This is a genomic window from Actinacidiphila sp. bgisy167 (assembly GCF_965342175.1).
In the GTDB taxonomy this organism is placed as follows: domain Bacteria; phylum Actinomycetota; class Actinomycetes; order Streptomycetales; family Streptomycetaceae; genus Actinacidiphila.
On record NZ_CBDRBL010000013.1, the window covers coordinates 52,722 to 67,104 of the forward strand.

Here is a 14,383-nt window from a genome sequence, read left to right on the forward strand (position 1 = left end):
CACACCGCCTCCTCGCGCCGCCCGAGTGCCTGCCCTCAGCATCGCGCGCCGGCGCCGGCCGGCCCAGGAGCGTCCACGGCCTTTTGCCCGAACCATGCCGGGGCTGTACCGAACACATAGGAGAAGGGCCCGGAAGCCTTGGCTTCCGGGCCCTTCTCCTTCAGTAGCGGGGACAGGATTTGAACCTGCGACCTCTGGGTTATGAGCCCAGCGAGCTACCGAGCTGCTCCACCCCGCGTCGTTGTGTTCGTAACTGTAGCCCTCCTGCCCTGAGCAGCGCAAATCGCTTTCACGCGGAGAGCTCGTGCTCCAGGGCATCGGTCAGCCGGGCCGCCCGCTCGGCCACCTCGGCGGGGCCGCACTCCACGGCACGCGCGCACCATGCCTTGGCGTCCGCCAGCTGTCCGTGCCGCGCGGCCAGCAGGGCCAGCCGCAGCGCGGCCCGTCCGTGCCCCGCGTCGGCGGCGCGGGTCCACCACAGGGCCGCCTCCGGTTCCGCGCCCTCGCGCGCGAGGAGCAGCCCGAGGTTGAAGGCCCCGTTGCGGCTGCCGCCCTCGGCGGCCTCCCGGTACCAGTGGGCGGCGTCGACGACGTCCCCGCGCTTGGCGGCGCACATGCCGAGCCGCACCTGGGCGCGGCGGTGCCCTTGGCCGGCGGCACGGGCGTACCACTCCTCGGCCTCGGCGGCGGCCTCCGGCGTCTCCCGGGCATCCAGGAGTGCGCCGAGCCGGAAGGCGGCCTCGGGGCTGCCGCCGCCCGCGGCGCAGCGCAGGTGGCGTTCGGCGCCGTGGGTGTCGCCCTCCTTCTGCAGCGCGATGGCGACCTGGAGCGCGGCCTCACCGTGTCCGCTGGCCGCCGCGCGCTCGTACCAGCTGCGCGCGGTGGCGTCGTCGCCCCGCCCGGCGTGCAGGATCCCGAGGTTGAAGGCGGCGTCCACGCTGCCCGCCTCCGCGGCCTTGGAGAACCACGGCTCGGCGCCCGCCGCGTCGCCGCGCTGCAGCAGCAGCACGGCGAGCGCGTTGGCGGCCTCGCGGTGCCCGGTGTAGGCGGCCTTGCGGTACCACTGCTCGGCCTGGGTCGTGCGGCCCTGGCCGGCGCAGAGCAGACCCAGGTTGAAGGCGCCGTTGACGTCTCCCGCCTCGAGAGCGGCCCGGTACCAGCGCTCGGCTGTCTGGGTCTCGCCCTCCTGGGCGTGCAGGGCCCCCAGGGCGTTGGCGGCGTTGCCGTCACCGGCGTTGGCGGCCCGCCGCCACCAGGTGGCGGCGCCGTCGACGTCGCCGGCGTCGCGCAGCAGGAAGCCCAGCGCACAGGCGGCGCGCGGCTCGCCGTCACGGGCCGCGGTCAGATACCAGCGCTTGGCCTCCTCGAACTCGCCGCGCTCCTCAAGGAGCGTGCCGAGGCGGAGGGCGGCTCTGCGGTGCCGCCGGGCGGCGGCCTGCCGGTACCACTGCTCGGCCTCGCGCTCCTCGCCCCGCTCGGCGCAGATCCCGGCGAGCCGGTAGGCGGCCTCGCGGTGGCCGTGCTCGGCGGCCGCGTGGAACCAGCGCTCGGCGCCGACGTCGCGCCGGTGGTCCAGGAGGTCGGCCAGCGCGTACGCGCCCAGGGCGTGCCCGGACTCGGCGGCCTGGCGCAGCCAGTACTCGGCGCCGGGCTCGTCGCCGCGTTCACGGAAGTGCCGGCCGAGCGCGTGCGCGGCCGGGGCGGATCCGGCGACCGCGGCGATCCGCCACCAGGCGGCCGCCTCGTCGGCGTAGCCGCGCTGGTGCAGTAGCAGGCCCAGGTTGTTGGCGGCGGGACGGTCCCCTCCGCCCGCGGCGGCGCGCAGATGGGGCTCGGCGCCCTCCAGGTCGCCGCGCCGCAGCAGCATGGTGCCCAGCACGCTCATGGCGCCGATGTCACCGCGTTCGGCGGCCCGCCGGTGGCGCGCCTCGAGTTCGGCCTCCTCGCGGGCCTCCAGGGTCTCCTGGTCGGGGAGTTCGGACTCGATGAGGCGCTCGTCGTCGAGGCCGCCCACGCGCGGGCCGGGCAGCAGGTCGGCGACGGTGGGCGCGAGCGCGGCGCCGGACGCGGGCAGGGCTGCCCGCCTCGCCGACCCGCGATCCCGGATCTGACGAGTGCTCAGCAGGCTTGCACCGTCCCCCATGAGGTCCATCGTCGCATCACCCGTACCCGGAGTACACCTGGTATGCGGCAAACCTGCAGGGTTCAGCCGATCCAGTCGGTCATGTCATAGGTCACTACAGCGTTTTGTCGACTTCCCGACATGATGCCAACCGAAACCTCAGCGTTATCAATTCCCCCATACAAGTGAAAGGGCCCGGAGTCTATTGACTCCGGGCCCTTTCCTGCAGTAGCGGGGACAGGATTTGAACCTGCGACCTCTGGGTTATGAGCCCAGCGAGCTACCGAGCTGCTCCACCCCGCGTCGGTGAAACAACCGTACCACGACGCGGGGTGGGCCCCCTCATCCCGTCTTCTCCGCCTCCTGCGCCCGCTTCAGGGCGTCGGCGAGGTCCTTCTGCGCCTGGCCGTAGGCGCCCCAGTCGCCCTCCCTGAGCGCCTTCTGGCCCGCCTCGTACGCCTGCTGGGCGTCCTCGAGGGCCTGGGCGACGGTCGCGTCGCCCGCGGCCGGCGGTTCGGTTCCCCCGCCGTCGCCCGAGTCCGGGGGCGGCGGCGGCTTCTCGCCGTCCACCCCGAAGACCGCGTCGAGCGCCTGCCCGAGCGTGTCCTCGAACTCGGTCTGGCCGCCGTAGCTCACCAGCACCTTCTTCAGCAGCGGGTAGTTGGTGCCGGCGCCGCGTACGTAGACCGGCTCCACGTAGAGCAGCCCGCCGTCGAGGGGCACGGTCAGCAGGTTGCCGTACTCGACCTCGGAGTCGCCGCCCTTGAGCAACCTGATCTTCTCCGCCACATCGGGGTCGGAGTTGAACTGGCTCTGCACCTGCTGCGGGCCCGACACCGTGGTGTTCGAGGGCAGCTTCAGCACCCTGATCGCACCGTAGTCCGCGCTCTTGGCGTCGGCGTCGACCGCCATGAAGGCGCTGAGGTTCTCGCGCTTGTTCGGCGTGAAGGTCGTCGTGAGCGAGAACACCTGCGCGTTCTGGTCGGGCATCTTCAGGCTCAGGTAGTACGGCGGCACCGACTTCCCGGTCTTCGCGGCCGGGTCGTTGGGAACCTCCCACACCTCACTGCCGCTGTAGAAGGTCGACGCCTTGGTGATGTGGTAGCGCGTCAGCAGCTCACGCTGCACCTTGAACAGGTCCTGCGGGTAGCGCAGGTGCGCCATCAGCGTGTCGCTGATCGCCGTCCTGGGCTCGACCGTGCCGGGGAAGGCCTTCATCCAGGTCTTCAGCACCGGGTCCTTGGTGTCCCACTGGTAGAGCGTGACCTTGCCGCTGTACGCGTCGACGGTCGCCTTCACCGAGTTGCGGATGTAGTTGACCTGGTTCTGCTGCGCCAGCACGGCGCGCTGCCCGTCGGTCAGCGAGTCCGCGGTGGTGTCGCCGAGCGTGGTGCGCGAGGAGTACGGGTAGCCGTTGCTCGTCGTGTAGGCGTCCACGATCCAGACGACGCGGCCGTCGACGATCGCCGGGTAGGAGTCGCCGTCGATCGTCAGCCAGGGCGCGACCGCCTCGACCCGCTCCTTGGGCATGCGGTTGTACAGGATCTGCGAGTCGTCGCCTACGGCGCCGGAGTAGAAGATCTGCGGCTCGCCGAAGGCCACCGCGTAGGCGAGGCGGGTCACCGGGTTCTTCAGTGCGACACCGCTCTTGCCGGTGTAGGTGTACGACTTCTCGCCCTGGTCGTCGGTGATGTAGTCGATCTCCGGCGTGGACTTGTCGCCGACGATCGACCACTGCTTGGTCTGCTCGCCGTAGTAGATCCGCTGCTGGTACGTCCCGAGGTCGCCCTTGGTCGGCAGGTTGTACTCGATGAAGTCCGGCTCGCCGCTGGAGGTCGTGGTGGTGCCCTTGGCCGCCACCACGCCGTAGCCGTGGGTGTACTTGAAGTGGTCGTTGATCCAGCTGTGCTGCGGGATGCCCTCGAGGTTCAGCTCCCGCAGGCCCACCACCGTGTCCTGCTCCTTGCCGTCGATCGTGTACCGGTCGACGTCGAGCGTGGACGGGAAGGCGTAGTAGCCGCGCACCTTCTGCAGCTGCTGGTACGTCGGCGAGACCACGTTCGGGTCCAGGAGCCGGATCGACGCGGCCGTGTCGGCGTCGCTGCGCAGCTTCTCCTTGTCGTCGCCGCTCGTGCCCGAGTAATCCGTCACCTCGGTGTGGTCGATGCCGTACGCCTCACGCGTGGCGTCGATGTTCTTCTGGATGTACGGCTGCTCCTTGGCGGCCTCGTTCGGCTGCACCTGGAACTTCTGCACGATCGCCGGGTACAGGCCGCCGATCAGGATCGCCGACAGCACCATGAGGCCGAAGCCGATCAGCGGCAGCGACCAGGTGCGCCGCCACAAGGTGGCGAAGAACAGCAGCGCGCAGATGATGGCGATGGCGAACAGGATCGTCTTGGCCGGCAGATAGGCGTTGGCGTCCACGAACCGCAGACCCGTCCAGTCGTTCGACCTGAGGTTGCCGGACTTCACCGCGAGCGAGTAGCGGTCCAGCCAGTACGCCACCGCCTTCAGGGTGACGAACAGTCCCAGCAGCACCGACAGGTGCCCGGTCGCCGCCGCCGTGGCCCGGCCGCCCGGGGAGGTGATCCGCAGGCCCCCGTACAGGTAGTGCACCAGCACCGCCGCCAGCAGCGACAGCACGACGGCCGCGAAGCCGAAGCTCAGCAGGAAGCGGTACCAGGGCAGGTCGAAGGCGTAGAAGGCGACGTCGACGTGGAACTGCGGGTCCTTGGTGCCGAACGGGGTGGAGTTCGTCCACATCAGCCATGTGCGCCACTGGCTGGAGGCGGACGCCCCCGCGATCAGCCCCACCAGCGCGCAGACGGTGAGCAGCACCCACTTCTTGTAGGGGGCGATGCCCATGCGGTAGCGGTCGAGGTTCTGCTGCTCCATGGACATCGCGCTCAGCGGCGGGCGGAGCCGGTGCGCGAGGTACACGTTGACGCCGACGGCCGCGGCCATCAGCAGGCCGAAGACGAAGAACAGTCCGATCTTCGTCCACAGTGTGGTGGTGAAGACCGAGGAATAGTGGACGGAGCGATACCACAGCCAGTCGGTCCAGAAGCCCGAGAACATGACGAAGGCCATGGCCAGCACGGCCAGCAGCCCCAGGGTCATGAGCAGTGTCCGGGCTCGCCGCGACGGGCGGCCCACTCTGATCCGCGGCCCGTGCGGACCCCCGCCGCGGTCCGGCATCTGGAATACCAAGGTGCGCACCTCGAAGTGTCGGTCTCCGTCGGACGCCGTCTCAGCGCCCATAGATGCAACTTACTCAGCCTTTACACAGTTCCCCAAGGCTCCCGATTGGGGAGCGGGTCACAGAACAGGCAGGATGTCGAGCATGTCCAACACCACCTCCGAGGGTGCGCCGCTCGCCGCGAACCCGCTCACCCGTGCCGTCCTGGAGATCGACGACTATGCGTCCGGCCTGGGCTGGGACCAGCCCGCCCGGCTGTTCGCCCTGGTCGACACCGCGGCGCTGCGCGCCCAGGAGCCGAAACTCGCCGAGGAGCTCGGCCTCGGTGACGACAGCGCCGCCGGGTTGACCCCGATCGAGCAGGACGAGCTTCCGCCCGGCGCAGCGCTGGACGAGTTCCTCGCCACCATCGCCTGGCCGGGCGTCGTCAGCGGCTGCGCCCTCACCGTGGAGCGGCTGATGCTGCCGCCGTCCGCGGAGCAGTCCATCCCCGAGGGGCTGGACGACGCCGCGCTGGCTCGCTGGGTCGCCGCGCACCCCGACCGGCAGGAGGTCCGTATGACGGTGGGCGTGCTGCGTGACGGCTCGAGGGAGTCCGCGGTGCGGCTGCGCGAGAAGGACTCCCCCACCGAGGTGCTGACCGGCTCCGCGCTGGTGCCCGGACTGGCCGACGCCCTGGCGGCGACCTTCGAGGACTGACGTCCGACGGCCCCGGGGAAGCGCCCCGGGGCCGTCGAACGCGGTCACGCCTGCCGGCTAACCCGTCGTGCAGGAGGGGAGGGCCGACGTCCTGCCCTCGCGGATGTCCTTGAGCGCGTCCAGGGCGCCGTCGATGGTCTTCACCTTGACCAGGGTGAGGCCGCTCGGGGTGTCCGCCGCCGCCTCCGCGCAGTTGTCCGCGGGGGTGAGGAAGTACTCGGCTCCCTTGTCCCGCGCGGCGATCGTCTTCATGTCTATACCGCCGATGGGACCCACCCTCCCCTCGTCGTCGATCGTCCCGGTGCCCGCGATGAACGTGCCGCCGGTGAGGTCCTGGGGGGTGAGCTTGTCGATGATGCCCAGCGCGAACATCAGGCCGGCGCTCGGGCCGCCGACGTCCGCCAGCTTGATGTCGATCTTGAACGGGAAGGTGTGCTCGACCCCGGCCTGGATGCCCACGATCGCCCGGGGTGCTCCGTCGTCGTCCGATGCGCCCGTGGTGATCCTCACGTCCCGGGACGCGTCGCCTTTCGCTCCCTCGGGCACCACCGTGAAGACGACCGTCTGCCCCGGCTGATGCCTGGTGACCAGCTCGGCGACATCGCCCGCCGCCTTGACCGGCCGGCCGTCCACCGCCTTGATCACATCGCCGGCATGGAGCACGCCCTCGGCCGGGGCGCCCTTGACCACGGTGGAGACGATCACCCGGGAGCCGACGGGTATGCCGAGCTGCTCCAGGGCCGCGACCTTGGCGCTGTCCTGGGACTGGGTGAACTCCTCGGCGTTCTCCTGGTCGGCCTGCTCAGCCGTCTGCCCCTTTGGGTAGAGGGTGTCGTGCTCGACGACCTTCTGGTCGTGCGCCAGCCAGCCGACGACCGCCTCGACGAGGTTCATCGAGTAGTCCGCGCTCGTCACCCGCACCGTGGTCATGTTGAGATGACCGCTGGTCGGGTACGTCTTGTGCCCGGAAATCTGCAGCACCGGATCCCCGCCGTGCGACCCGAGCGTGTTGACCGTGGGCCCCGGGGACATCTCCGCGTACGGGACGGGCCACAGCAGGGCCCCGCACAGCAGCGCTATCAGGGTCAGGGTCGATGCGAGCAGCGTCGCGGTGCGGCGTGGCATGGAACGACAGTACGGTACGGGACCCCCGGCCGCCCCGTGGGCCTCAGGCCCGTCCGCCCGATCCGGTGCGCTGCATGGCCTCGCGGAAGCGCTCGTAGTCGGCGAGCGAGGCGCCGTCACCGGTGGAGCGCGTACGCGCCGCCCAGCTTCCCCAGACAGCCGCGGCGATCGCGGCGACCAACGGGATGAGCAACCATGCGAGCGCTGCCACTTCGGCCTCCCGGACGCGCATGCCGATCAGAAACTATGAGCAGACTAATCTTCTGCTGCTACAACGTTCAGAGCGGGTCGCAGGTTACGCAACCCCAGGTGGGCCACTCAGTGGGCCGCCGGGCGCTGGAGCCGCGGGACGGACGACGGGCGCAGTCGCCGCGCGGTGGGTCATCGGGCGCAGGCGCCGACCCACTCCTCGGTGCCGTCGGCGAAGGCCTGGTGCTTCCAGATGGGGACCTCGCGCTTGAGGTCGTCGATCAGCCGCCGGCAGGCGGCGAACGCCTCGGCGCGGTGCGGGCAGGAGACGGCGACGACCACCGCGAGGTCGCCGACCCGCAGATCGCCCACCCGGTGGACGGCGGCCAGGGCCCTGACCGGGAAGTCCGCCGCGACCTTCTCCGCGACGCGGCGCAGCTCCGCCTCCGCGCTGGGGTGCGCGGAGTAGCCGAGCCCGGTCACCGCTGCGTCCGAGGGACCGTCGTGATCACGAACGGTGCCGACGAACAGCGCGGTGCCCCCGGCGGAGTCGTGTCCCACCGCGCGGAAGACCTCGTCGACGGACAGCTCGGTGTCCCGGATCGCGATGAGCCGGAGGGGTTCGTCGTGCGTCTGTGCCATGCGGCTCATGCTGCCCCATCGTCCGCCCTGAGCAAACCCCCACCGGAACGCGTCGGACCGGCGCCCCTCAGACACCGCGGCGCCGGCGCGCCCTGCGCACCATCGCCGCCGTGCCGACCAGGGCCACCGTCGCGCCGGCGGCGCCGAGTGTGGCGGCGTCCTTGCGCCCCAGGCGCCGCCCGACGACGGAGTTGCGGCCGGAGACCTCCTCCAGCAGGACCGCCAGCACCTCCTCGTTGGTCCACTTCGGCCGCCAGCCCGACTCGTGCAGCCGACTGCCGCTGACCACCCAGGGATGCATGGTGTACGCCAGATCACCCGCCGGTGAGGGGGTCAGGCCCAGCCGGTGCAGCCGGGAGGCCGCTCCGAGCGCCACCGCGGGAGGCAGCTCCATGCGGCGGATGCCCGAGAGCTCCTCGACCTCCTCCTGCTCCAGCCAGCCGTCGCAGCCCACGGCCATCTCGCCGTCGACCCTCTCCAGCGCCGCGTGCTCCAGCGCCGTCACCAGGTCGTCCACGTGGCAGAACTGCCAGCAGGGGCGGCTGCCGCCCACCACCAGCAGGCGCGGCGACTCGAAGTACCGGGTGAGCGCGGTGTCGGTGCCGCCGACCAGGACGGCCGGGCGCAGGATGGTCACGTTGAGGCCGGGGTGGGCGCGGGGGGCGCGCTTGCCGAGCCGCTCGATCTCCAGCAGGTCGCCCACGAAGGACGCCTCCGCCGTCGCGCGCAGCGGCGCGTCCTCGGCGAGCGGGACGTCGTTGTCCGCGTGGGCGCCGTAGACCATGGCCGAGGTGCACAGCACCACGCGCCGCACGCCCGCGGCGGCCGCCGCGGTGAGCACCGTCTGGGTGCCGCGCACATTGAAGGCGCTGCGCGCCCTGGGGTCGGACTCCAGGTCCAGGTCGAGCGCGAGATGGACGACGACGTCCACACCGCGCAGCCGCTCGGCGATCGCCGGGTCCCGTACGTCGAGCACCGCCCACTGGGCGCCGGGGACGTCGCCGCGGCGCTCGTCGATCGCCACGACCCTCTTGACCTGGTCGGTGCCGGCCAGCCGCTGGGCCAGCCGCAGGCCGACCCCGGAGGCGGCGCCGGTGACGGCGACCACCGGTCCGGCGGGGGCCCTGCCGCCGCTCCGCTCTGGGCGAACGGTCGGTTCTGGGGAACTCACCAGGTGTCTCCCACGGTTGTCTCTGGTACCGGTGCGCGGCCCGCAACCGCGGTCCGTACGCAGCCATCCTGCCTGACGGGTGTCTAGGCTGGAGGTACAGCCCACAACACACAGAGCCGAGGAAACCGTGAGCGACATCCCATTCGGATTCGGAGTCCCTCCCGAGGAGCCCGAGGAAGGGGACGACAGCAGGAAGCCGGGCGGTTCCGGCGGCTCCCGGGGACCGGCTGATCCCTTCGGCTTCGGCGGCCAGAACCCCTTCGGCGGCCCGGGCGGGGACAACCCCTTCGCCGCGATGTTCGGCTCGCTCAACCCCAACGAGTTGGGCGCGGCCTTCCAGCAGCTGGGCCAGATGCTCTCGTACGAGGGCGGCCCGGTGAACTGGGACATGGCCAAAGACATCGCCCGGCAGACGGTCGCGCAGGGCGCCGAGGGAGGGTCGAAGGACGTCAGCGTGGGGGCCGCCGACCGCGCCAAGGTGCAGGAGGCGCTGCGGCTGGCCGATCTGTGGCTCGACGGGGTGACGTCGATGCCCTCCGGCGCCGCATCCGCCGTGGCGTGGAGCCGCGCCGAATGGGTCGAGGCGACCCTGCCCGTGTGGAAGGAGCTGGTCGACCCGGTCGCCGAGCGTGTCGGCACGGCGATGGGCGACGTGCTGCCCGAGGAGATGCAGGCCATGGCCGGCCCGCTGCTGGGCATGATGCGCTCCATGGGCGGCGCGATGTTCGGCAGCCAGATCGGGCAGGCGCTCGGCACCCTCGCCGGCGAGGTCGTGGGTCCGACCGACATCGGCCTGCCGCTCGGCCCGGTCGGCAAGGCGGCCCTGCTCCCCCTCAACGTGGAGGCCTTCGGCCAGGGACTGAGCGTGCCCGAGGACGAGGTCCGGCTCTATCTGGCGCTGCGCGAGGCGGCACACCAGCGGCTGTTCGCCCATGTGCCGTGGCTGCGGGCACACCTGTTCGGCGCCGTCGAGGGGTACGCCCGCGGCATCAAGGTGGACACCTCGAAGCTGGAGGACGCGGTCGGCCGGCTCGATCCGTCGAACCCCGAGGCGCTCCAGGAGGCCCTGCAGCAGGGCATGTTCCAGCCCGAGGACACCCCGGCTCAGAAGGCGGCGCTGGCCCGGCTGGAGACGGCCCTGGCCCTCGTGGAGGGCTGGGTGGACGCGGTCGTGCACGCCGCCGCCGCCCCGCACCTGCCATCGGCCGGCGCGCTGCGCGAGACCCTGCGCCGCCGCCGGGCGAGCGGGGGCCCCGCCGAGCAGACCTTCGCCACACTGATCGGCCTGGAGCTGCGGCCCCGGCGGCTGCGGGACGCCTCCCGGCTGTGGGCCTCACTCACCGACGCCCGTGGCGTCGACGGGCGAGACGGGCTGTGGGCGCACCCCGACATGCTGCCGACCGCGAGTGATCTGGACGACCCCGACGGCTTCGTGCACCGCGAGCAGCTGGACTTCTCCGAACTCGACAGGATCCTCGGCGAGGCCGCCGGAGGACACGTGCAGGACGTCCCGCGCGACGAGGGCAAGGGCGGCAGCGAGGGCAAGGGCGACGAGGAGAAGTGAGCCTGTACGACGACGCCCTGCGCGTCCTGAAGGGCTGGTCCGCGCCCGACACGAGCCAGGACCAGCTGCGGCAGACCTACCTCGCGCACCTGGAGACGCACCCGGACGCCATGTGGAAGGCGTGCGCCGAGGGCCACATCACGGGCAGCGCCCTGGTGGTGGACCCGGAGCGCGGGCGGGTGCTGCTGACCCTGCACAAGAAGCTCGGGATGTGGCTGCAGATGGGAGGTCATTGCGAGCCCGGTGACTCCTCGCTGGCCGCGGCCGCGCTGCGCGAGGGCGTGGAGGAGTCGGGCATCGCGGGGCTCACTCTGCTGCGCCCCGAGCCGGTCAACCTCGACAGGCACCTGACGCCGTGCGCGTGGCACCTGGACGTGCAGTACGCGGCTGTGGCTCCGCCCGGCGCGGTGGAGGAGATCAGCGAGGAGTCGCTGGATCTGAGGTGGTTCTCCTACGACGAGGTCGCCGACGTCGCGGACGGTTCCGTCCGGACGCTGCTGGCCCGCACCCGCGCGCTGCTCTGATCTGAGGCGGCGCGCGGGGCGGGACCCGCGGCGGGGCTCAGCGGTTGGTGAAGATGTTGCCCTGGTTCATGCCGTGCGCGCCCTGCTGGCCGAAGCCGTACTGCGCGGCGACACCCCCGCCGATCGGGGCGTTCTGCGGTGGCATCAGTTCGCTGGGCTGCACCAGGACATGGCCCTGGCCGAGGAAGTTGAGCTCCCAGCCCTCACCGGTGTTGCCGCGCCGGCGCCAGACACCGGAGGAGCTGGTCTGCGCCTGCATCTGCACCCGGAGCGAGGACGACCAGGCGACGACCGCGTCGGAGTCGGCGGAGACGTACGCGTCCGGGGTGACGGGCATCAGCAGGGGCTTGCCCGACGTCATCAGCGCCACCTTGCCGTGACCCGAGATGTTGAGGTTGTAGGCGCCGCTGCCGGAGATCCCGAACTGGCTGTCCACGGAGATGACTTCCCAGTGCAGCCCGGAGTCGAGCGCCAGCACATAGGCGCCGTCCACCGTCAGGCCCTCCTGGTCGACATCGACGATGTGGATGTGCTGGGCGAGGTTGGCCAGATAGACCGTGCCCTGCCCGGAGCAGCGCATCAGGTCCAGCCCCTCACCGGTGCGGCGGCGGGCGGAGCGCTGGGCGTGGCTCTGGTACTCGCCGTCGAACTCGATCAGACCCTGGTACGCGACCATGGCGCCCTTGCGGGCCAGGCAGTCGGTGCGGCCGTCGAGCGTGACCCGCAGCAGGTACGGGTTCTGGAGTGCGTACTGTTCCTCGGCCTGGACCTCGGTGTACGCGAAAAGCGGGCTCTGCATGATGTCTCGCTCCCCCTCAGCCCCGGACTCGGAGGCGGTCGGTGCTGTCCTCGCTGGGCTGTACGACGACGAAGCCCTGACCGGAGAAGCCGATCTGGAAGGCCTCGCCGCTGCCGCGCCCGATGAGGGCGGACGCCTTGAAGCTGCGCTTCGCCTTCGTCTTCAGTCCGCTCGACCAGGCCACGAGCGCGTCCGGGTCGACGTAGGTCTCGTCCTCGCCTCGTCCGCAGTCGACCACGACAGGGGTGCCGCGGGAGGTGAGGGCCACCCAGCCGGTGCCCGAGATCCCGACGTTGAACAGTCCCTGGCCCGCGAACTTGGCCAGGCCCTTCACCCGCTCCACACCCCACTGCAGGTGGGCGTCGAAGGCGAGCAGATTGCTGCCGTTGACCGACAGCGCCTCGTTGTCGAGGTAGACGCAGACGACGTCGGCGCCGTAGTCCGCCAGGTACAGCAGCCCGTCGCCGGAGCACTTCATGATCGGCGCCCCCTCGCCGGTGAGCCACTGGGAGGCCATCTGTCGAACGGCGGGCGGGTTGGGCTCGTACTGGACGAAGCCCTCGTAGGCGACCATCGAACCGGTGCGCGCGTAGAGGTCCTGGCCGCTGCTCATGGCCACCTTCAGCATGCTGCTGCCGTGGTTCTCCATGCGGGCGGTGACGGGTGCCGGGGCGTACCCGGAGATCAGTGACTGGTCCATGACGGGCTCCCCCTCAGACCTCGTACGGCTGGACGATGACGAAGTTTCCGGGAGCACCCCTGAACTGCAGGTTCACAGTCTCCCCGCTGTGGCCCGGATAGGCGTTCCTGCGCAGCCGGACCTGGCTGGAGAGCACCACCTGCGAGGCGGCCGACCAGGCGACGATCGCGTTGCTGTCCACATAGGTCGTCGGGGTGACCGGCAGCACCACCGGGGTGCCGTGGGTCTTGACCACGACCGTTCCCGTGCCCTGGAACTGCATGGTGAACAGGGCGCCGCCGGGGATGCCGTGGCCCTCGATGCGGCGGACCTCGTGCTGGAGGGACTCGTCGAAGGCGAGCACGTTCTCCGCGGAGACGCAGATGGCGTCGCCTTGGAGCTCGATGGGGTGCAGATAGGAGGCGTCCTCGGCGAAGAAGACCTGGCCGCGGCCCGTGCAGCGCATCAGCTGCAACTCCTGACCGGTCATGTTGCCGACGACGCGACCGGTGAATCCGGCGCCTTTGTAGCCGAATTCGACCTTGCCCTGGTACAGCACCATGCTGCCCTGCCGGGCGAGCACCGGCTGCCCGCCGGCCTGCCCGAGGTCGGCGCGCATCAGCTTCGGGTTCTGCTGGGTCCAGCGCTGGCCGGTGGGCTGCTCCCGGTACTTCTGCAGAGCGGCCGCGAGTCCGGCGCCGGGCGGCGGCGGGAACTGGCCGGCGCCGGCGTGCGGGGCCTGCGGCGGCTGACCGAAGGCGGGCTGGCCGGGCACGCCCTGACCGGGCATCGGCTGGCCGTACGGGGGTTGGCCGAAGGGCGGTTGACCCGTCTGGCCGGGGGGCGCCGGCGGCGGGACCTGACCGAACGGCGGCTGGCCCGGCGGCGCCTGGGGCGGCGGGACCTGACCGAACGGCGGCTGGCCCGGCGGCGCCTGGGGCGGCGTGGCCGTCGGCGCCACCATGGTGGGGGCTGTGTGCGCGGGCGCGGGGGCCGGCACCGGGGCCGCGGTGGACGGGGTGCCGAAGGCGGGTGCGGGCGGCACGGAGGCCGCCGGGGGCGCGAAGCCCGGCGGGGGCCCGGCCGGGGGCGCGAAGCCCGGTGCGGCCGCGGGCTGTCGCTCCTCGGCCTGCTGCTCCTCGGCGACCTCGCCGCCGAAGTTCTTCAGCAGGGCTTCCAGTCCGCCGTCGAAGCCCTGGCCCACGGCGGCGAACCGCCAGACGTCCTTGAGGTAGAGGTCGGCGAGCATGACGGCACGCTCGGTGCTGAACTCGGCACCCGTGAAGGCGTAGCGGGCGACCTCTTCGCCCCCGGCGACGATCCGCACGTAGCCCGGGCCGATCTGCGACATCTGCCCGGCGCCGTCGATCGTCGCGGTGAAGCTCAGCTTCTGGATCCGGGCGGGGATCCGGTCCAGCGTCACCCGGAAGGACTCGGTGTCCCCGGCCTGCGGCCCCAGCTGCTGAATCGCCTCCTCGGGCGACTTGGGCTGGTTGTAGAAGACGAAGTAGCGGTCGTCGGAGAGTCGTTCTTCGGCGTCCAGCCCGAAGCAGCTGATGTCGAAGCCGAGAGCGGGGCCGCTGATCTGCACACCGATGTACAGATCCGTTCCCGCGGTCAGGTCACTGATCTTGGCCTTGTGGCCGCGCTGGAATTCCCTGGCCATC

12 protein-coding genes and 2 tRNA genes are annotated in these 14,383 nt (G+C 71.4%); 3 read left to right on the forward strand and 11 right to left on the reverse strand.

Annotated elements, in window-relative coordinates; genetic code table 11:
• Positions 1 to 164: 164 nt before the first annotated feature.
• The 4 genes from ACRWND_RS07750 to ACRWND_RS07765 all read right to left on the reverse strand — a co-directional run bounded on the left by ACRWND_RS07750 (position 165) and on the right by ACRWND_RS07765 (position 5,323).
• Positions 165 to 238 (reverse strand) — tRNA-Met (locus ACRWND_RS07750).
• A gap of 51 nt (positions 239 to 289) precedes the next feature.
• Positions 290 to 2,152 carry a tetratricopeptide repeat protein gene (locus ACRWND_RS07755; RefSeq protein WP_431947323.1) on the reverse strand — a complete coding sequence of 621 codons (1,863 nt, stop codon included), beginning with the start codon at positions 2,150 to 2,152 and terminating at the stop codon, positions 290 to 292.
• A gap of 199 nt (positions 2,153 to 2,351) precedes the next feature.
• Positions 2,352 to 2,425 (reverse strand) — tRNA-Met (locus tag ACRWND_RS07760).
• A 39-nt stretch (positions 2,426 to 2,464) separates the two neighbouring features.
• Positions 2,465 to 5,323: a UPF0182 family membrane protein gene (locus ACRWND_RS07765; RefSeq protein ID WP_431947416.1), complete on the reverse strand. Its 2,859-nt coding sequence runs from the start codon at positions 5,321 to 5,323 to the stop codon at positions 2,465 to 2,467.
• 145 nt (positions 5,324 to 5,468) lie between these two features.
• Between ACRWND_RS07765 and ACRWND_RS07770 the strand changes: the two genes are divergently transcribed.
• Positions 5,469 to 6,023 carry a PPA1309 family protein gene (locus ACRWND_RS07770; protein WP_431947325.1) on the forward strand — a complete coding sequence of 185 codons (555 nt, stop codon included), beginning with the start codon at positions 5,469 to 5,471 and terminating at the stop codon, positions 6,021 to 6,023.
• 57 nt (positions 6,024 to 6,080) lie between these two features.
• Here ACRWND_RS07770 and ACRWND_RS07775 read toward each other — a convergent pair whose 3' ends face one another.
• The 4 genes from ACRWND_RS07775 to ACRWND_RS07790 all read right to left on the reverse strand — a co-directional run bounded on the left by ACRWND_RS07775 (position 6,081) and on the right by ACRWND_RS07790 (position 9,150).
• Positions 6,081 to 7,148 (reverse strand): YlbL family protein, encoded by a 1,068-nt coding sequence (locus ACRWND_RS07775; protein ID WP_431947327.1) that lies wholly within the window; start codon positions 7,146 to 7,148, stop codon positions 6,081 to 6,083.
• Between the two features lie 43 nt (positions 7,149 to 7,191).
• The gene (locus ACRWND_RS07780; RefSeq protein ID WP_431947329.1) at positions 7,192 to 7,359 is read right to left on the reverse strand and encodes a hypothetical protein; all 168 of its coding nucleotides are present in this window, start codon (positions 7,357 to 7,359) and stop codon (positions 7,192 to 7,194) included.
• A 170-nt stretch (positions 7,360 to 7,529) separates the two neighbouring features.
• A complete protein-coding gene (locus ACRWND_RS07785) occupies positions 7,530 to 7,988 on the reverse strand; it encodes a molybdenum cofactor biosynthesis protein MoaE (RefSeq protein WP_431947331.1) in 459 nt (152 codons plus the stop codon).
• A gap of 58 nt (positions 7,989 to 8,046) precedes the next feature.
• The gene (locus ACRWND_RS07790; RefSeq protein WP_431947333.1) at positions 8,047 to 9,150 is read right to left on the reverse strand and encodes an SDR family oxidoreductase; all 1,104 of its coding nucleotides are present in this window, start codon (positions 9,148 to 9,150) and stop codon (positions 8,047 to 8,049) included.
• A 127-nt stretch (positions 9,151 to 9,277) separates the two neighbouring features.
• On the opposite strand from ACRWND_RS07790, the gene ACRWND_RS07795 reads away from it, so the two are divergent.
• Positions 9,278 to 10,714, forward strand: a complete 1,437-nt coding sequence (locus ACRWND_RS07795) for a zinc-dependent metalloprotease (RefSeq protein WP_431947335.1) — start codon at positions 9,278 to 9,280, stop codon at positions 10,712 to 10,714.
• On the forward strand, positions 10,711 to 11,238 hold the full coding sequence (locus ACRWND_RS07800; protein ID WP_431947337.1) for an NUDIX hydrolase: 528 nt from the start codon (positions 10,711 to 10,713) through the stop codon (positions 11,236 to 11,238). Before ACRWND_RS07795 ends, ACRWND_RS07800 begins: the two co-directional genes overlap by 4 nt.
• Before the next feature lie 37 nt (positions 11,239 to 11,275).
• On the opposite strand, the gene ACRWND_RS07805 is transcribed toward ACRWND_RS07800, so the two are convergent.
• The 3 genes from ACRWND_RS07805 to ACRWND_RS07815 are packed head-to-tail and all read right to left on the reverse strand — an operon-like array spanning position 11,276 to position 14,382.
• The gene (locus ACRWND_RS07805) at positions 11,276 to 12,037 is read right to left on the reverse strand and encodes an AIM24 family protein (RefSeq protein WP_431947339.1); all 762 of its coding nucleotides are present in this window, start codon (positions 12,035 to 12,037) and stop codon (positions 11,276 to 11,278) included.
• Between the two features lie 16 nt (positions 12,038 to 12,053).
• Positions 12,054 to 12,737 carry an AIM24 family protein gene (locus ACRWND_RS07810; protein ID WP_431947340.1) on the reverse strand — a complete coding sequence of 228 codons (684 nt, stop codon included), beginning with the start codon at positions 12,735 to 12,737 and terminating at the stop codon, positions 12,054 to 12,056.
• A 13-nt stretch (positions 12,738 to 12,750) separates the two neighbouring features.
• Complete coding sequence (locus tag ACRWND_RS07815; RefSeq protein WP_431947342.1) at positions 12,751 to 14,382, reverse strand: TerD family protein; 1,632 nt, start codon at positions 14,380 to 14,382, stop codon at positions 12,751 to 12,753.
• Between the last annotated feature and the right edge of the window lies 1 nt (position 14,383).